This window comes from Pseudomonas sp. S5F11 (genome assembly GCF_019641515.1).
GTDB classification, from domain to species: Bacteria; Pseudomonadota; Gammaproteobacteria; order Pseudomonadales; family Pseudomonadaceae; genus Aquipseudomonas; species Aquipseudomonas rhodesiae.
This window is the reverse complement of the sequence record NZ_JAIFJZ010000001.1, coordinates 1,856,683-1,872,776: the sequence shown is the minus strand read 5'-3', so window position 1 is coordinate 1,872,776 and position 16,094 is coordinate 1,856,683. Positions and strand designations below refer to the sequence as shown.

At 61.7% G+C, this 16,094-nt stretch carries 19 protein-coding genes; 9 read left to right on the top strand and 10 right to left on the bottom strand.

What is annotated here, in order from left to right:
* Positions 1–73 precede the first annotated feature (73 nt).
* Positions 74–658, bottom strand: coding sequence for a nitroreductase family protein (locus K1567_RS08260; protein ID WP_220698341.1), 585 nt, complete (start codon positions 656–658; stop codon positions 74–76).
* A 154-nt stretch (positions 659–812) separates the two neighbouring features.
* On the opposite strand from K1567_RS08260, the gene K1567_RS08255 reads away from it, so the two are divergent.
* Together K1567_RS08255 and K1567_RS08250 are read left to right on the top strand one after the other, a co-directional pair.
* On the top strand, positions 813–1,262 hold the full coding sequence (locus K1567_RS08255) for a YcgN family cysteine cluster protein (protein WP_034096443.1): 450 nt from the start codon (positions 813–815) through the stop codon (positions 1,260–1,262).
* Between the two features lie 11 nt (positions 1,263–1,273).
* The gene (locus tag K1567_RS08250) at positions 1,274–2,494 is read left to right on the top strand and encodes a hypothetical protein (protein ID WP_099312576.1); all 1,221 of its coding nucleotides are present in this window, start codon (positions 1,274–1,276) and stop codon (positions 2,492–2,494) included.
* A gap of 86 nt (positions 2,495–2,580) precedes the next feature.
* Here K1567_RS08250 and K1567_RS08245 read toward each other — a convergent pair whose 3' ends face one another.
* The 4 genes from K1567_RS08245 to K1567_RS08230 all read right to left on the bottom strand — a co-directional run bounded on the left by K1567_RS08245 (position 2,581) and on the right by K1567_RS08230 (position 4,809).
* A complete protein-coding gene (locus tag K1567_RS08245; protein ID WP_034112432.1) occupies positions 2,581–2,931 on the bottom strand; it encodes a DUF2892 domain-containing protein in 351 nt (116 codons plus the stop codon).
* 67 nt (positions 2,932–2,998) lie between these two features.
* The gene (locus K1567_RS08240; protein ID WP_034096446.1) at positions 2,999–3,466 is read right to left on the bottom strand and encodes an RNA methyltransferase; all 468 of its coding nucleotides are present in this window, start codon (positions 3,464–3,466) and stop codon (positions 2,999–3,001) included.
* A 152-nt stretch (positions 3,467–3,618) separates the two neighbouring features.
* Positions 3,619–3,993 carry a YajD family HNH nuclease gene (locus K1567_RS08235; RefSeq protein ID WP_025858458.1) on the bottom strand — a complete coding sequence of 125 codons (375 nt, stop codon included), beginning with the start codon at positions 3,991–3,993 and terminating at the stop codon, positions 3,619–3,621.
* 129 nt (positions 3,994–4,122) lie between these two features.
* Entirely contained in the window at positions 4,123–4,809 is a 687-nt protein-coding gene (locus K1567_RS08230) for a spermidine synthase (protein ID WP_220698340.1), read from the bottom strand.
* Positions 4,810–4,887: 78 nt separating this feature from the next.
* Here K1567_RS08230 and K1567_RS08225 point away from each other — a divergent pair, with 78 nt between their 5' ends.
* The gene (locus tag K1567_RS08225) at positions 4,888–5,166 is read left to right on the top strand and encodes a hypothetical protein (protein WP_034096448.1); all 279 of its coding nucleotides are present in this window, start codon (positions 4,888–4,890) and stop codon (positions 5,164–5,166) included.
* On the opposite strand, the gene K1567_RS08220 is transcribed toward K1567_RS08225, so the two are convergent.
* Positions 5,163–5,636, bottom strand: coding sequence for a cyclic nucleotide-binding domain-containing protein (locus K1567_RS08220; RefSeq protein ID WP_034096785.1), 474 nt, complete (start codon positions 5,634–5,636; stop codon positions 5,163–5,165). The genes K1567_RS08225 and K1567_RS08220 overlap by 4 nt on opposite strands.
* 66 nt (positions 5,637–5,702) lie before the next feature.
* On the bottom strand, positions 5,703–7,757 hold the full coding sequence (locus K1567_RS08215; protein ID WP_220698339.1) for a S9 family peptidase: 2,055 nt from the start codon (positions 7,755–7,757) through the stop codon (positions 5,703–5,705).
* Positions 7,758–7,781: 24 nt separating this feature from the next.
* On the opposite strand from K1567_RS08215, the gene K1567_RS08210 reads away from it, so the two are divergent.
* From K1567_RS08210 to K1567_RS08200, 3 genes are read left to right on the top strand one after another with little or no spacing between them, the layout of a single operon-like run.
* On the top strand, positions 7,782–8,312 hold the full coding sequence (locus K1567_RS08210; protein ID WP_034096450.1) for a hypothetical protein: 531 nt from the start codon (positions 7,782–7,784) through the stop codon (positions 8,310–8,312).
* Positions 8,313–8,342: 30 nt separating this feature from the next.
* Positions 8,343–9,119 carry a class II glutamine amidotransferase gene (locus tag K1567_RS08205; protein ID WP_034096451.1) on the top strand — a complete coding sequence of 259 codons (777 nt, stop codon included), beginning with the start codon at positions 8,343–8,345 and terminating at the stop codon, positions 9,117–9,119.
* Between the two features lie 11 nt (positions 9,120–9,130).
* On the top strand, positions 9,131–9,673 hold the full coding sequence (locus K1567_RS08200; RefSeq protein ID WP_034096452.1) for a DUF2937 family protein: 543 nt from the start codon (positions 9,131–9,133) through the stop codon (positions 9,671–9,673).
* 116 nt (positions 9,674–9,789) lie between these two features.
* Here the strand turns inward: K1567_RS08200 and K1567_RS08195 are convergent, their stop codons facing one another.
* Positions 9,790–10,704, bottom strand: coding sequence for a LysR family transcriptional regulator (locus K1567_RS08195; RefSeq protein WP_099312569.1), 915 nt, complete (start codon positions 10,702–10,704; stop codon positions 9,790–9,792).
* A 175-nt stretch (positions 10,705–10,879) separates the two neighbouring features.
* On the opposite strand from K1567_RS08195, the gene K1567_RS08190 reads away from it, so the two are divergent.
* From K1567_RS08190 to K1567_RS08180, 3 genes are read left to right on the top strand one after another with little or no spacing between them, the layout of a single operon-like run.
* Positions 10,880–11,623 carry a 5-oxoprolinase subunit PxpA gene (locus K1567_RS08190; RefSeq protein ID WP_220698338.1) on the top strand — a complete coding sequence of 248 codons (744 nt, stop codon included), beginning with the start codon at positions 10,880–10,882 and terminating at the stop codon, positions 11,621–11,623.
* Positions 11,620–12,324 (top strand): 5-oxoprolinase subunit PxpB, encoded by a 705-nt coding sequence (gene pxpB / locus K1567_RS08185; protein ID WP_220698337.1) that lies wholly within the window; start codon positions 11,620–11,622, stop codon positions 12,322–12,324. The genes K1567_RS08190 and pxpB overlap by 4 nt, the downstream gene beginning before the upstream one ends.
* Complete coding sequence (locus tag K1567_RS08180; RefSeq protein WP_034112445.1) at positions 12,321–13,253, top strand: biotin-dependent carboxyltransferase family protein; 933 nt, start codon at positions 12,321–12,323, stop codon at positions 13,251–13,253. Before pxpB ends, K1567_RS08180 begins: the two co-directional genes overlap by 4 nt.
* Positions 13,254–13,980: 727 nt before the next feature.
* Here the strand turns inward: K1567_RS08180 and K1567_RS08175 are convergent.
* Together K1567_RS08175 and K1567_RS08170 are read right to left on the bottom strand one after the other, a co-directional pair.
* On the bottom strand, positions 13,981–15,159 hold the full coding sequence (locus K1567_RS08175) for a VWA domain-containing protein (protein WP_034112446.1): 1,179 nt from the start codon (positions 15,157–15,159) through the stop codon (positions 13,981–13,983).
* Complete coding sequence (locus K1567_RS08170) at positions 15,159–16,004, bottom strand: MoxR family ATPase (RefSeq protein WP_034112447.1); 846 nt, start codon at positions 16,002–16,004, stop codon at positions 15,159–15,161. The genes K1567_RS08175 and K1567_RS08170 overlap by 1 nt, the downstream gene beginning before the upstream one ends.
* Positions 16,005–16,094: the final 90 nt, after the last annotated feature.

The window sequence follows — 16,094 nt, the reverse complement described above, 5'->3', positions numbered from 1 at the left end:
GGGGGCTGGCGTAGGTTTGAGCCCAGGTGGCGTCACAGCATGCCCTGCCGTTTGAGCGGCAGGGCGTACGGCCTTACAGGCTGAAATCACCTTCGGACACCAACTCGCTCAACGGCCGGCGCGGGCTCGGTGTTTCGCGGCCTTGCAGGTATTCCGGCAGACTCGATTTGTCGCCCAGCTTGCCCACGGCCACCGCCGCATGCAGTGCGTAACCCTCGGGAATCTTCAACTCTTTGCGGGTCAGTTCCTGATCGAAACCGGCCATGCCATGGGTGTACCAACCGCTGAGGCTGGCTTGCAGTGCCAGATGGCCCCAGGCCGAGCCGGTGTCGAAGGTGTGCCACAGCGCCGGGGTTTCCTCGCTGGCGCCAGGGGCAATGAAGTCGGTTTTCGAGGCGATGATCACCAGTGCCGAGGCATGCTGTGCCCAGCCGCGATTGAATTCATTGAGCAGGCCCAGGAAACGCTTCCAGTCCGGCGTGTCGCGGCGTGCGTAGAGAAAGCGCCACGGCTGCGAGTTGTAGGCCGATGGCGCCCAGCGTGCGGCCTCGAAGAAACTCAACAAGGTCTCCTTCGGGATGCTCTCGCCGGTAAACGCGCGGGGCGACCAGCGTTCGGTGAACTGGGGATGGATCGGGTAGTCGGCAACGCGGGTCATGGGCGGGTTCCTGATGGTCAATTCGGCGCTCCAAGCTACTGCGCGCCCGCTAGACTGACAAGTCTTGCAACACCGCCAGTCGTAAGCGCTTGGCCCCGAGGGGCGAGGGCACTAGACTGGCGGCCTTTTCACAGACCGATACCGATGCAGACCCATGGCCGCCAAAGTCGAACCCTTCTGGATACGCAAAACCCTCGATCAACTCGACCAGGAGGAATGGGAGTCGTTGTGCGACGGCTGTGGCTTGTGCTGCCTGCAAAAGCTTGAAGACGAAGATGACAACAGCGTTTATTACACGCGCATCGCCTGCAAGTTGCTGGACCTGAAAACCTGCCAGTGCACCGACTACCCCAACCGCCGCGCCTCGGTGCCGGACTGTATCCAACTCACGCCAGGCCAGGCCGACCAGTTCAAGTGGCTGCCGCCCACCTGCGGCTATCGCCTGGTGAGTGAGCGCAAGGATTTGCCGCTTTGGCACCATCTCGTCTGCGGTGACCGCGACGCCGTGCACCATGAACGTATTTCCCAGTCCGGGCGCATGCTCAGCGAAGGCAGCGTGCCCGAAGACGACTGGGAGGATTACCTGATTTTCCGCGCTGGCTGAGGGGAGTGTGTATGACAGTTGCAGCCAAGTGGGCGGCAGGTCTGGTGATGCTGGCCATCAGCGGCGCGGCGTGGAGCGCCAGGAAAGTCGACCTGGACTACCACGTCAAACTGCTGCCGCAGACCGAACAGGCGGAGGTGCGTATTAGCCTGTCCCAGGGCTCGGCGGTGCGTGGTCTGGATTTCGATTTGGGCAGCGGCGGCGACTACAGCGACTTCAAGGCTGAAGGGCAGTGGAAAGTCACTGGTCACCGTGGCCTGTGGCAGCCCGGCGCGGACAAAGCCAGCCTGACCTACCGGGTCCGCCTTACGCATACACGCAAGCCGGGTGTGTATGACACCCGGTTCACGCCGAGCTGGGCGGTGTTTCGCGGCGAGGATCTGGTGCCGCCCGCGCGGCTCGATCAGCAGGACGGGGTTGAGTTGGTCTCGCGCCTGGTATTCGACCTGCCGGCCGGCTGGAAGAGCGTCGAAACCGCCTGGCCACGGATCGGTAAGAATAAATTCCGTATCGACAATGTCTCGCGCCTGTTCGACCGTCCCACTGGCTGGATGCTCGCCGGCAATCTGGGCAGTCGTCGCGTGCGCCTGGGGGAGACCGATGTCACCGTGGCGTCGCCCAAGGGGCAGGCCATGCGGCGCATGGATGTGCTGACGCTGCTGACTTTTGTCTGGCCGCAAGTGGAAGCGGCATTCCCGCGCCACCCGGCGAAACTGCTGGTGGTGGGCGCCAGTGATCCGATGCGCCGAGGTGCGTTCGCGGCGCGTGACTCGATCTTTCTCAACAGCCGCACGCCGTTGGTCAGCGAAAACGGCAGCAGCCCGTTGTTGCGCGAGGTGGTGCAGGCGATTGGTCGCTTCAATGACCATGACACCAGCGACTGGATCAGCGAAGGGTTGGCAGAGTTTTACGCCATCGAATTGCTGCGCCGTGGCGGTGGTATCACCGATGAGCGCTACGCGGCGATTCAGGCGCGGCTGACCAAGGAAGGCAAGGACGTGACCAGCCTGCGCGGCGAACATGTCAGCGGTGCGACGGTTTCCCGGGCGGTACTGGTGATGCAGGAGCTGGATCGCGAGATCCGCGTGAAAACCCACAACAAGCGCTCACTGGATGACTTGGCACAAGCAGTGATGCGCGCCGATAGCATCACCACCGCGGAGTTTGTGCAGTTGGCCGGGAGCATCATCGGCGAATCGTCGGTAGTGCTCGACTCCAAGCTTTTACGCTGATCCTCAGCCCTGCACGCACAAATCCAAACGTGGGAGTGGGCAATCCCCCTCCCACATTTGAATCTCCACTATGTCGAAGAGCTGTATCAGCCGGCAGTCTTAACTGCTTTCTCCGCCGCCACTTCGGCACGGGTCTTGAGGTTCTTCAACTCTTCACCGGCGCGCTCGATCTTTGTGCGCACGGCGTTCATTTCCTGGCGGCCTTGCTCCAGTTTGTCCTTGAGCGAGCTGTGCCCGGTGAAGCCGCGCGCCAGGGCGACGCCGCCGATTGCCACTTGGATCAGGCCGAAAATCCCGCCGCGGCGCAGGCCTTTGCCGACCATCACGACGCCACCGGCCACGGAGCCGATGCGCTCCCAGCCGTGTACGTTTTGGGTGGGCTGAGTCTGGAACGGCGTGTGTTCGATGACAGGGCGCAAGGTTTTGCTGTCGCTCATGATCTCTCTCCAACAAGGGCAAGTGTCTGCAACTGACTGCTCGCAGACGCTGGATGTTCCGAAAAAATCAATACTTGGGGCCCGAACGGGTGTTGTTGCCCTTGGCCAAGCGGTCGTACAGCACCACGTTGACCGTGGCGGCGAGGTTCATGCAGCCGGTGGTGGGGATGTACACCACGTCTTCGCACCAGTCGCGGATGTCTTTATCCAGGGAGCCGTCTTCCGGGCCGAAGATATACAGCGCGCGGTCCGGATGGGTGTACTCGGGCAACGGGCGGGCGCCGTCCACCAGTTCCACGGCCACCGGAATGCAGCCCAGCGGCAGGATTTTTTTCAGGTCATCGATGCCGATCAGCGGGATATCGTGATGGACCTTCTTGGTGTCGGTGATGAAGTCCCGGGCGCGCTCGTAACGCACGCCGGTGTAAAACACCGAGGCCACGCCATAGCAGCCGGCGGCACGCATCACCGAACCGACGTTTTCCGGGGATTTGGGGTTATACAGACCGATGCAGCTGTAGCGTTTATTGCCCACGGGGAAGGGTGCCTTGAAGAAAAGCGGAGATTATACGGCCTGGAGGGCATGTATTGCTTGGGCCCGCGTTATCGGGGCAAGCGCCCTCCCACATTTCGCTTGTGAGCACCCTAGAAATGTGGGAAGCGGGAGGGAACAGGCGACGGCAATGTTCAGTCGTCTTTCTTCATCAAGCCCGCCAACGCCGCGAACGGGTTGTGGGTGGCCTTGGCAATCGTTGGGCTGCTGGTCGAGCCTTCGCCGAAGTACTGCTGGTCGGTGTAGCGCGAGTGTTCGTTGTCGTGGCAATACAGGCACAGCAATTCCCAGTTGGAACCGTCCTGGGGATTGTCATCATGGTTGTGGTTGCGGTGGTGTACCGTCAGTTCACTCAGGCGCTTGCCGGAGAATTCGCGGGCGCAGCGGCCGCATACGTGGGGGTACATCTTCAGCGCTTTGTCGCGGTAGCCCATTTCGCGGTCGCGCTGGGCATCGGCGAGGATGCGGTCCAGCTTGGCGGTGTGGGAGGGCGGGTTAGTCGAGCTCATCATGGCTCCTGGCTATTAGGTGGGTCACGGATAGGGTTGATTCTAGCTGCTTGAGGGCAGTCACTGCACCTGGCACCGATAGACCGCTATCGGGGCCGAGCCCCCTTCCACATGGGATCTTCAACGGATTCAGCCCTTGAGCTTTTCCGCAATCCAGATGGTATGCCGCGTGCCTTTGTTGCCATGGGCGAACACCTGCACCTCTTCGGCCTTGAAGCCGGCCTTGCGCAGTTTATCGCTGAACAGTTTATCGGCACTGGCCGACCACACCGCCAGCACCCCCTTGGGGCGCAGCGCTTTGGCGCAGGCGGCCAGGCCACCGGCGGAGTACAGCCAGCTATTGGCCTTTTGCGTCAAACCTTCCGGGCCGTTGTCGACGTCGAGCATGATCGCGTCAAACCCTTGGGGCTCGGCCTGCAGCACCTTGGCCACGTCTTCCTGGCGGATCACCGTGCGTGGGTCCAGCAATGGCCGGCCGGATTTTTCCCCCAGCGGTCCACGGTTCCATTCCACGACCCCAGGCACCAGTTCGGCCACCACCACTTCGGCATTTTTGCCCAGATGCTTGAGAGCCGAGGCCAGGGTGAAGCCCATGCCCAGACCGCCGATCAACACCCGCGAGTTCGAGCGGCCAGCAACTTTGCGGCAGGGGATCTCGGCCAGCGCGTCTTCGGAACCGTGCATGCGCGTGTTCATCAACTGGCCACCGTCGCCGCCCTGGATCTTGATGACAAAATCCTCGCCGTATTCGAACAGGCACAAGGCACCGCCGTTGTCAGGGATTGGGGTGGTGTCCAGCAGAACGAAACGTTTCATGGAAATCTCATTGGGAAGGGCATTCTTGCGCGGTTGGGAGTAGCCTTACGACATTCCGGTCAGGCCATGGAGCCATCGATGAAGTGCAGCATTCTAACGGTCATTGTGTTGAGCGCGCTCGCATTGGGTGCGGCGCAGGCTCAGGAGTTGCAAACCGTACCGGTCGCCCCCGCGCCAACTCCCGGCGCACCGGGTACGCCAACGCCCACCCTGTATCCCCAGGTCACCCCGCCGGTGGTACCCAAGAGCAACGGTTCGCCGCCCCTGGCGCCCATCGTCTTGCCCGCACCGCCAAAAGACCAGACAGTGCCCGGCTTGCAGCAGAACGACAGTAAACCGAAGACACCCGGCGGCTAGAATTGCTGCGATAGCAGTTGCCCGTCAGCCATGCGCAGGCGCTTGGACAAGGCAATCGCAATCGCGCGGATAATCTTGGCAGCGACCCGTGGCGCTTCGTTGAGCATTTTCTCCAGGGAGTCTTTGCCCAGGTTCAATAGCACGCAAGCACTGGCGGCCACGCAACTGGCCGAGCGTCGCTCGCCGTCGAGCACCGCCATCTCGCCAAAGGCCCGGCCGCTGCGCAGGGTGGCGATGGTCACGGGTTGGCCGTCGTGATGAGCCTTCTGCACCGCCACTTGGCCGCTGTGGAGGATGCACATGAAGGTGCCCGCATCGCCTTCGAGAAAGATCACCTCGCCTTGGGCAATGCTGCTGATGTTGAAGTAGCCGGCAGCGATATGAAAATCTTCCGGCAACAAAGGATCGAACAATCCGCAGTCCATCAGCATGTCGCGGATTTCATTATTGAGTTGTGTCGGTGGTGGCATGGCAGCAATTGGGTCCATCAAAACAGGGGCGGTCCTGTGTTCAGACCGAACCGCCGCACTAAGTTCCTAAATCAACCCGAGCGCCTTGAACACAAATGCATATTCGAGCGCTACGTCACGTAATCCCTGATAGCGACCGCTCATTCCACCGTGACCGGCGCCCAGTTCGGTCTTGAGCAATAGCAGGTTGTCGTCGGTCTTGGTGTCGCGCAGCTTGGCCACCCACTTGGCCGCTTCCCAGTACTGCACGCGACTGTCGTTGTAGCCGGCAATCACCAGCATGGCCGGGTAAGCCTGGGCGCGGACGTTTTCGTACGGCGCGTAGGCTTTGATGCGTGCGTAGACATCCGGGTCTTCTGGGTTGCCCCATTCGTCGTATTCGGTGACGGTCAGCGGCAGTTCCGGGTCGAGCATGGTGTTCAGCACATCCACGAACGGCACTTCGGCAATCGCCGCCTGGAACAGCTCGGGACGTTGGTTGAGTACCGCGCCGATCAACAAACCGCCGGCACTGCCGCCGCTGATGACCAGTTGCTTGGACGTGGTCAGGCCCTGGGCGATCAAGTGTTCGGCGCAGGCGATAAAGTCGCTGAAAGTGTTCTGCTTGTGTTCCTGCTTGCCGTTGCGATACCAGGCCTCGCCCAACTCGCCACCGCCGCGCACATGCGCAATGGCAAACGCGACGCCCCGGTCCAACAGGCTCAGGCGCGCATGGGAGAACCAAGGGTCCAGGCTCGAACCGTAGGCACCGTAGCCATACAGGTACAACGGTGTCGGCTTGCCCACCTGATCGCGCTTGACCACCAGGCTGATCGGCACCTGGGTGCCATCGGCCGACGTGGCCCACAGGCGCTGGCTCACATAGTCGTCGGCATTGAACACGCCGAGTACCGGGGTTTCCTTGAGCACCTGTTGCGCGCCACTTGCCAGCTCCAACTGCCGCACTTGGGCCGGACGGTTCAGTGCTTCGTAGCGCAGACGGATGCGGTCGCTGGGGAATTCCAGGCTGTTTTGTACGTAGAGGCTGTACGCGGCGTCGGGCAACTCCACACGGTAGGCCGCCAGGTCCTGGGGATGCACTTCGATCACCGGCAGGCCGCCGATGCGCAGGCTCAGGGTCATGGCGCGGGCGTTCAGGCTCACGCCGTCGAGCATCACGTCGTCGCGGTGCGGGATCAGGTTGTGCCAATCGGCTTCGGTGGGCACCTCGCCGGTGTCGGCGGCGACGAACAGCGCGTAGTTGATGCCGTCGCGGTTGCTGCGGATAAACCAGGTCCACTGGCCATCGAGCTGGCCGTGGTCCACATCGTATTCGTGATCCTCCACCCGTGGCGCCACGCAGGTGAAGTCCAGGTGCGGCTGGTTGGCGTCCAGCGCCCAGATTTCGCTGGTGGTCTTGCTGCCCAGCGCCAGCAGCAACTGGCGTTCGGAGCTTGAGCGGTAGCAATGCAGGAAGAACCGTCCGTCAGGCTCGTGGAACACTTCCTGCGCCGCCGTGCCATCCAGGCGATAGCGATACAGCTTGTGCGGGCGGTGGGTGTCGTCCAATTCGCCGAAGAACAGGGTCAGGCTGTCGTTGGCCCAGGTCATGCTGCCGTCGCAGTGATCGAATTCCAGTTCGCTGACTTTGTCGGTGGCCAATTCCTTCACGAACAGGGTGTAGATCTCATCGCCACTGGTATCGAGGCTGTAGGCCAGGCGCTGATGGTCGGGGCTGATGCTGAACGCGCCGAGGGAGAAGAACCCGCCGTTGGCCAGCACGTTCGGGTCCAGCAGCAGTTCTTCGCTGCTGTCATCCACTTGGTTGCTGTCGTCGGCGGGGCGACGGCAGCGGTAGTGGCGCGCATATTCGTCACCGGCGGTGGTGCGCGTGTAATACAGGTACGGGCCCCAGGGGGAGGGCAGGGACAGGTCGGTTTCGAGGATGCGCCCCTTGATCTCGTCAAACAGGCTTTCGCGCAGGGCCGCTTGATCGGCGAGCTGGGCTTCCTGCCAGGCGTTTTCGGCTTTGAGGTAATCGAGCACTTCGGCGCTGTCACGCTCTTGCAGCCAGGCGTACGGGTCCTGGCCGGGGGCCTTGCGGGCAATCGGGGCGGCAGTGATGTGGGTCGATGACGGCATGGATCACTCTCTGTCTGGCGGAAGGTGGCGGGCATTGCAGCCGTGACACGCAAAAGCCGTTATGATAGCCGCCTGTTTGCCAACCTTGCCATGGACACCATGACCGAGAACGACTATCTGACCGCTTGGGGCCTTTACGCCTTCGCTGCTTTGGGCTGCCTGTTGGTGTGGTGGCGCCTGACCCGCTGGATCTGGCGCTGGCTGCGCGAGCCGCTGCAACTGCTGATGGCGGTGCTGTTGTTCAGCCCGACCATCGTCGATCCGGTCAAGACCCAGTTCGCGCCGGCCGTGGCCATTACGGCGATGGACCTGGTGCTCAAGGTCGGCAATAACGCCTGGCGTGCCATCTCCGATTTGTTCATGTACACCATGATTGCGTTCGGCGTGTACCTGGTGTTCGTGCTGATCCGCTGGCCCATCGAGCGTGCCGCCAAGGCGCGCCGCGAGCGCAAGGCCGCCACCGACGCCGCCCTGGCCGCCGAAGACCAGGACGATGACGAACCTTTCCGGCGTCCGGCGCCCGTCAGCGGTATGCGAGTCGAACCGCGTCTTTAACGTTGTAAGCCCTGCAGCGAGAGCCCTGGCATGTGTGAATTATTGGGCATGAGTGCCAACGTCCCCACCGATATCGTGTTCAGCTTTACCGGGCTGATGCAGCGCGGCGGGCGCACCGGGCCGCACCGCGACGGTTGGGGTATCGCGTTCTACGAAGGCCGTGGCCTGCGTTTGTTTCAGGACCCGGCCGCGAGCAGCGAATCGGAAGTCGCCCTGCTGGTGCAGCGTTATCCCATCAAAAGCGAAGTGGTGATTGGCCATATCCGCCAGGCCAATGTCGGCAAGGTGAGCCTGGCCAATACCCACCCGTTCGTGCGCGAGCTGTGGGGGCGCAACTGGTGTTTTGCCCATAACGGCCAACTGGCGGACTTCGCCCCACGCGCCACGTTCTACCGGCCGGTGGGCGATACCGACAGCGAAGCGGCGTTCTGCGATCTGCTCAACCGCGTGCGCGAAGCCTTCCCCGAGCCGGTGGACATCGAGCAAATGCTGCCGGACCTGATCGCCGCCTGCGCCGAGTACCGCAGCAAAGGCGTCTTCAACTGCCTGCTCAGCGATGGCGACTGGCTGTTCTGCTATTGCTCGACCAAACTGGCCCAGATCACCCGGCGTGCACCGTTCGGTCCGGCGCGCTTGAAAGATGTCGACGTGATCGTCGATTTTCAGGCCGAAACCACGCCCAATGACGTGGTCACGGTGATTGCCACCGAACCCCTGACCGACAACGAAAACTGGACCCGCTACGAACCGGGTCAATGGAGCCTATGGCGACGCGGAGAATGCGTCAGCCAGGGCATTACCGAGTAAGGACATCGACTATGTTGCTCAGCTATCTGCGGTTGGTGCTGTTTGCCATTGGCCTGTTGGTCGGTGTGCAAGTGCCGGGGTTTATCAGCGATTACGCCAAGCGCGTCGAAGCCCACCTGATCGAGGCCCAGACCAGCCTGCGTGGCTTCGAAACCACGGCGCAGCAGTTCTTCAAGGGGGACATGCACGCCCTGGTCGAGCATTACCGCGCCAGCGATGACCCGGTGTTCCAGAGCGATGCCAGCAGCCTGGGCGCTTTGCTCGATCGCCAAGTGGCGCTGGACAAGCAATTCCAGGCCATGCAGGGCCCGTGGTATATCCGTGCGCTGCAAGTGGCGGTGGCCGCCGACCCGGATATCCGCCAGGAAACCTGGAACGGCTACAGTTACCAGATCCTGCTGACCCCCGAAGCCATGGGCTGGGGCCTGGGTGGGGCGATGCTGTTGTCGTTCGGCCTGGAATGCCTGTACCGCTTGATCGACTGGATCGTGCTGGGCGGCAAGCGCCTGCGCCAGAGCCGGCCGATTGAAGAGCGGGACCTCAAGGGGCTCTAACGCCCAACTCGATCAAATGTGGAAGGGGGCTTGCCCCCGATAGCAGTGGATCAGTCAGCCGAACTGTCACTGACGCTATCGCGGGCAAGCCCGCTCCCACATTCATATCCGGTTTATTAAGTTGCCAGCACCATCCGCTCTTCGCCGACTTCCTCGGCATACCGGGCCACTACTTTCTGGCACAACCCCACGATCTCCTCCACCAACTCCACGCCCACGCGCCACGACACCACCACTTGCAGGTTCGGCAAACGTTGTTCCATGGGCAGCATCAGCAGTTCGCCGCGGGCCAGTTCTTCGCCGACCAGCACCGGCGGCAGCGCGCCAATCCCGAAACCGTCGCGCAGCAGGCGGGTGATCGCCGACACTGAGTTCACGCAGTTCATACGCGGCGCAGCAACGCCATTGGCTTGCATCAGGCGGATCACGTCCTGGTGCGGGTGGGAATTTTTCGAATAAGTGATGATGCGTTCCTGGGCCAGGTCGGCAAGGGAGGCATAGTCACGGTTATAGATCGATTGGCTGGCGACGATCCAGGCCATCGGGTGGCTGCCCAGTTCCAGGCTGCGCACGGTTTCCAGGCGCAGCAGGTCGGTTTGCAGGATCAGATCGAGAAAGCCTTTTTGCAGCTGATCGCTGAGGTTCAGCGCGGTATCGGCGACCAATTCGATTTCCACCAGCGGGAAATGGTCCATCAATTCCGCCACCAACGGGCTGAGCCAGGTGTGGATCACTGTGTCCATGGCGCCGATCCGAATCCGTCCGACCTTGCTGCTGGTGGTCTCCAGGGATTGTTTCAAACCTTGCAGGGTCACCATCATCTGCTCGGCATAGTCGAGCACCTTGACGCCTTCCGGGGTCAGGCTCACCCCCCGGGAATCGCGCAGGAAAAGCTTCACCCCCAGTTCGCTTTCCAGCACGGCGATGCGGCTGGAGATCGACGCCTGGGTGGTAAAGAGCTTTTCGGCGGTCAGGCGAAAGCTCTTGAGCCTGGCGACCCAAACGAAGGTTTCGAGGAACTTCAAATTCATGGGATCAACTTTTTCTTATGCTTGGATCGGTTTTTATTAGTTGGACGCCGCACGGGGCGAGCGCCAAAAATCGAGTCGTTCCACGATAAGCGGCGTGGGGGTGTCAGGACAAGTTGCGTGTCCGACGGTAAAAATCCCACACTACAAAAAAACAAAGCCTACAGGAGCGACCACCGTGAGCCGCCTGCTACTGAATTGTGATATCGGCGAAAGCTTTGGCAACTGGACCATGGGCCTGGATGCCGAGGTCATGCCGTTCATCGATTGCGCCAACGTGGCCTGCGGCTTTCATGCCGGCGACCCGAGCATCATGCGCAAGACTGTCAGCCTGGCGCTCAAGCATGGCGTGCAAATCGGTGCGCATCCGGCGTACCAGGACCTCCAAGGGTTCGGTCGCCGCTCGATGGCTTACAGCCCTGAAGAAATCCAGGACCTGTTGCACTACCAGATCGGCGCTCTCGATGGCATTTGCCGTGCCCAGGGCGCACGCGTCAGCTACGTCAAACCCCACGGTGCGTTGTACAACGACATGATGGCCAAACCCGCGCAACTGCGCGCGGTGATGCAGGCCATTGCGGCCTACGATGGCAGCTTGCCGTTGATGCTGCTGGCCACCCGTGATAACAGCGCAGCCCAGGCGATGGGCGACGAATACGGCCTGACCTTGTGGTTCGAAGCGTTCGCCGACCGTGCTTACGATAGCCACGGCCACCTGGTATCGCGCCAACTGCCGGGCGCAGTGCATCACGACGCTGACACCGTGCTCCAGCAAGCCCTGACTATTGCTCGCGGCGAGCCGCTCACCGCCAGCGATGGCAGCGCCCTGGTATTGCAGGCCAATACCTTGTGCGTCCATGGCGACAACGCCAGTTCCATCGCCGCCGTGCAACGTATCCGCGCGGCGTTGACGTCAGCATGAAGCCACGCATTGAAGTGGTGGCCATCGATTGTCTGATGGTGCGTCTGTTCGACGTGATCGCCGAAGCCAATATGCCGTGGATGCTCGCCGCTACCCAACGATTGCGCAGCGCTTTCGGCACGGCGTTGGTGGATCTGGTGCCGTCCTATACCACCTTGATGGTGCATTACGAGCTCACCGCGTTGAGCCCGGCCGAGGCGCGGCACCGCATCGATCAAGCCCTCGCCGACCTGCAACCCCAGGCCCAGGGCAGCGGCCAGTGCCATGTTTTGCCGGTGTGGTACGACCTGCGCGTCGGCCCGGAACTGAGCGTGCTCAGCCAGCGTAGCGGCTTGACGGTGGACGAGGTAATCCGCCGCCACAGCGCCCACGAATACCAGGTGTTCGCCCTTGGTTTTGCTCCCGGATTCGCTTTTATGGGCTTGGTGGATGAAGCCCTCGCCACTCCGCGCCTAAGCACCCCGCGCAAACGCGTGGCGGCCGGCAGTGTTGGGATCGCCGAGCGGCAGACCGCTGCCTACCCGGTGGTGTCGCCGGGCGGCTGGAACCTGATCGGCCGCACCCCGGCCAAACTCTTCGACCGCGAGCGCGGCGGCTACAGCTTGATGCAGCCCGGCGACACGGTGCGTTTCCAGGCGGTGGATCACGCCGAATTCATCCGCTTGGGTGGCGATGACACGCCGCTGGAGGCGCAGCCATGAGCCGCTTATCGATCGAGGCCAGCACCCCGCTGTGCCTGTTGCAGGACGCCGGGCGTTTTGGCGTGCGCCACTTGGGCGTCACCCAGGGCGGCGCGCTGGATTGGGTGTCGATGGCCTGGGCCAATTGGCTGCTGGGCAATGCGCTGAACGCTGCGGTGGTGGAAATTACCCTCGGCGGCTTCACCGTAAAGGCTGAGGACTATTGCCTGTTGGCTCTGGCCGGTGCAGACCTGGGTGCGCATATCGACGAGCGTGCCATCAGCCCTGGGCGCAGTTTTGTCCTGCAAAAGGGCCAGCGCCTGCGCTTTACCCAACCGTTCGACGGTGCGCGGGCGTACCTGGCGGCGCCGGGCGGGTTTGATGCGCCGGCGGTGCTGGGCAGTTGCGCGACGGTGGTTCGTGAAGCACTCGGAGGTGTGGATGGCTTGGGCAACGCACTGGCCGCAGGCGGTCGGTTGAGCTATTTCGGAACCGGCGGTGCCCTGCAGGAGTTGAGTCAGCCGGCGTTGCCAACCGGCGGCTCACTGGACGTGATTGTCGGCGCGCAGATCGGCCAGTTCAGCGGCCAGAGCCTGTTCGATGCGTTCAACACCGACTGGGCCTTGGACAGCCGTGCCGACCGCATGGGCATGCGCCTGCTGGGCACGCCATTGCAGTATCAGGGGCCGTCGTTGATCTCCGAAGGGATTCCGCTGGGGGCGATCCAAGTGCCGCCGGATGGGCAGCCGATCGTACTGCTCAATGATCGCCAGACTATCGGCGGCTATCCACGGTTGGGCGCGCTGACACCCTTGGCCTTGGCCAGGCTGGCGCAATGTCTGCCGGGGCAGAAAGTGCGATTGGCGCCGGTGGTGCAGGAAACGGCGCATCGGCAGCACATCGAGTATTTGCGCCGCTTCCAAACGGCGGGACGGGCTTGCTCCCGATAGAGTTAGGTCAGTCCATTCGTCAGTGACTGCACCACCGGAATCGGGGGCAAGCCCCCTCCCACACTGGATGTCTGTATTAATTGGAGAAAGTATCTGCGCCGCTTCCAAACAGTGGGAGGGGGCTTGCCCCCGATGACGGCGCGTCAGTGACAGAGGGGCAGGCAGACTGCTAAAGGGGGCAAGCCCCACCCACATTGGATGTCGGTATTACTTGGAAAAAGCCATTGCACCGCTTCCAAACTGTGGGAGGGGGCTTGCCCCCGATGACGGCGCGTCAGTGGCAGATGGGCAGGCAGACTGCTAAAGGGGGCAAGCCCCACCCACATTGGATGTCGGTAATACTTGGAAAAAGCCATTGCGCCGCTTCCAAACTGTGGGAGGGGGCTTGCCCCCGATGACGGCGCGTCAGTGGCAGATGGGCAGGCAGACTGCTAAAGGGGGCAAGCCCCACCCACATTGGATGTCGGTATTACTTGGAGAAAGCATTTGCGCCGCCTCCAAACTGTGGGAGGGGGCTTGCCCCCGATGACGGCGTGTCAGTGGCAGAGGGGCAGGCAGACTGCTAAAGAGGGCAAGCCCCACCCACATTGGATGTCGGTACTACTTGGAAAAAGCCATTGCGCCGCTTCCAAATTGTGGGAGGGGGCTTGCCCCCGATGACGGCGCGTCAGTGACAGAGGGGCAGGCAGATTGCACCAGGGGGCAAGCCTCCACATTGGATCTGGTGTTATTTGGACAGGTAGCGCATGCCTTCTTCCAGCCCGCGCAGCGTCAGCGGGTACATCTGGTCTTCCACCAACTCCCGCACAATCCCGGTGGAGGCCGTAAACCCCCAAGTTTCCTTGGGGTATGGGTTTATCCAGATCAGCTTCTTGTACTTGGCCATGAAGCGCTGCATCCACACATACCCGGGCTCTTCGTTCCAGTGCTCGACGCTGCCGCCGGCCTGGGTGATTTCGTACGGCGCCATCGAAGCGTCGCCGATAAAAATCACTTTGTAGTCGGCACCGTACTTGTGCAGTAAGTCCTGGGTGGAGGTGCGCTCCGATGTGCGGCGCTGGTTGTTTTTCCACACCGACTCGTACACGAAGTTATGGAAGTAAAAGTACTCCAGGTGCTTGAACTCGGTCTTGCACGCGGAGAACAGTTCTTCGCAGATCTTCACATGGGCATCCATCGAGCCGCCGATATCGAACAGCAATAGCAGCTTGATGGTGTTGCGCCGTTCCGGGCGCATCTGAATGTTCAGCAAGCCGGCATCGCGGGCGGTGTGGTCGATGGTGCCGTCGATATCCAGCTCTTCCGCCGCCCCTTGGCGAGCGAATTTGCGCAAGCGGCGCAGGGCCACTTTGATGTTGCGCGTGCCCAGTTCCACCTGGTCGTCGAGGTTTTTGTATTCGCGCTGGTCCCAGACTTTGACGGCCTTGCCCTGGCGCTTGCCGGCGTCGCCGACGCGAATGCCTTCCGGGTTATAACCGCCGGAACCGAACGGGCTGGTGCCGCCGGTGCCGATCCACTTGTTGCCGCCCGCGTGGCGTTCTTTCTGTTCTTCCAGGCGCTTCTTGAATTCCTCGATCAGCTTGTCGAGGCCGCCCAGGGACTGGATCTGCGCACGCTCTTCATCGCTGAGCGAACGCTCGAATTCCTTGCGCAGCCAGTCTTCGGGGATCAGCGCCTGTAGGTGATCATCGAGTTTTTCCAGGCCGTTGAAATACGCGCCGAAGGCCCGGTCGAACTTGTCGAAATGCCGCTCGTCCTTGACCAGGATCGCCCGGGCCAAGTAGTAAAACTCGTCCATGTCGGCAAAGGTCACGCGTTGTTTGAGCGCGTTGATCAGGTCGAGCAATTCGCGCACCGACACCGGCACCTTGGCTGCGCGCATTTCATTGAACAGGTTGAGCAACATCAGCGATTACCGCGACGGCTCATGAACGCCAGACGCTCCAGCAACTGCACGTCCTGCTCGTTCTTCACCAGGGCGCCGGCCAATGGCGGAATGGCCTTGGTCGGATCGCGCTCGCGCAGCACCGCCTCGCCGATATTGTCGGCCATCAGCAGCTTGAGCCAGTCCACCAGTTCGGAAGTGGAGGGTTTTTTCTTCAGGCCGGGGACTTTGCGCACGTCGAAGAACACGTCCAGCGCTTCGCTGACCAGGTCTTTCTTGATGTCGGGGTAGTGCACATCGACGATCTTTTGCAGGGTGGTGCGATCCGGAAAGGCGATGTAGTGGAAGAAGCAGCGGCGCAGGAACGCGTCCGGCAGCTCTTTTTCGTTGTTGGAGGTAATGATGATGATCGGGCGTTTTTTGGCCTTGATGGTCTCGTCGATTTCGTAGACGTAGAACTCCATCTTGTCGAGTTCTTGCAGCAGGTCGTTGGGGAACTCGATGTCGGCCTTGTCGATTTCATCGATCAGCAGAATCACCCGCTCATCGGACTCGAAGGCTTCCCAGAGCTTGCCTTTCTTCAGGTAGTTGCGCACGTCGTGCACCTTGTCCACGCCCAACTGCGAGTCGCGCAGGCGGCTGACCGCGTCGTACTCGTACAGGCCTTGATGGGCCTTGGTGGTGGACTTGATGTGCCAGGTAATCAGCTTGGCGCCGAAGGATTCGGCCAGTTGCTCGGCGAGCATGGTCTTGCCCGTGCCCGGCTCGCCCTTGACCAGTAGCGGACGCTCCAGGGTGATGGCAGCGTTGACGGCCAGTTTCAGGTCATCGGTGGCAACGTAGGCCTGGGTGCCTTCGAACTTCATCGGTGTTTCCTCGAATTCATCAATGCCCGGACTATACCGCGCGGCCCCGGCGACTGTGAACGCAGACGGGTTATTCAGTCTCTGAATGGC

Coding starts and splice junctions, on each gene's coding strand:
- K1567_RS08260 (WP_220698341.1), bottom strand. CDS start 658: ATGACCCGCGTTGCCGACTACCCGATCCATCCCCAGTTCACCGAACGC.
- K1567_RS08255 (WP_034096443.1), top strand. CDS start 813: ATGGCCGCCAAAGTCGAACCCTTCTGGATACGCAAAACCCTCGATCAA.
- K1567_RS08250 (WP_099312576.1), top strand. CDS start 1,274: ATGACAGTTGCAGCCAAGTGGGCGGCAGGTCTGGTGATGCTGGCCATC.
- K1567_RS08245 (WP_034112432.1), bottom strand. CDS start 2,931: ATGAGCGACAGCAAAACCTTGCGCCCTGTCATCGAACACACGCCGTTC.
- K1567_RS08235 (WP_025858458.1), bottom strand. CDS start 3,993: ATGAGCTCGACTAACCCGCCCTCCCACACCGCCAAGCTGGACCGCATC.
- K1567_RS08230 (WP_220698340.1), bottom strand. CDS start 4,809: ATGAAACGTTTCGTTCTGCTGGACACCACCCCAATCCCTGACAACGGC.
- K1567_RS08225 (WP_034096448.1), top strand. CDS start 4,888: ATGAAGTGCAGCATTCTAACGGTCATTGTGTTGAGCGCGCTCGCATTG.
- K1567_RS08220 (WP_034096785.1), bottom strand. CDS start 5,636: ATGCCACCACCGACACAACTCAATAATGAAATCCGCGACATGCTGATG.
- K1567_RS08215 (WP_220698339.1), bottom strand. CDS start 7,757: ATGCCGTCATCGACCCACATCACTGCCGCCCCGATTGCCCGCAAGGCC.
- K1567_RS08205 (WP_034096451.1), top strand. CDS start 8,343: ATGTGTGAATTATTGGGCATGAGTGCCAACGTCCCCACCGATATCGTG.
- K1567_RS08200 (WP_034096452.1), top strand. CDS start 9,131: ATGTTGCTCAGCTATCTGCGGTTGGTGCTGTTTGCCATTGGCCTGTTG.
- K1567_RS08195 (WP_099312569.1), bottom strand. CDS start 10,704: ATGAATTTGAAGTTCCTCGAAACCTTCGTTTGGGTCGCCAGGCTCAAG.
- pxpB (WP_220698337.1), top strand. CDS start 11,620: ATGAAGCCACGCATTGAAGTGGTGGCCATCGATTGTCTGATGGTGCGT.
- K1567_RS08180 (WP_034112445.1), top strand. CDS start 12,321: ATGAGCCGCTTATCGATCGAGGCCAGCACCCCGCTGTGCCTGTTGCAG.
- K1567_RS08175 (WP_034112446.1), bottom strand. CDS start 15,159: ATGTTGCTCAACCTGTTCAATGAAATGCGCGCAGCCAAGGTGCCGGTG.
- K1567_RS08170 (WP_034112447.1), bottom strand. CDS start 16,004: ATGAAGTTCGAAGGCACCCAGGCCTACGTTGCCACCGATGACCTGAAA.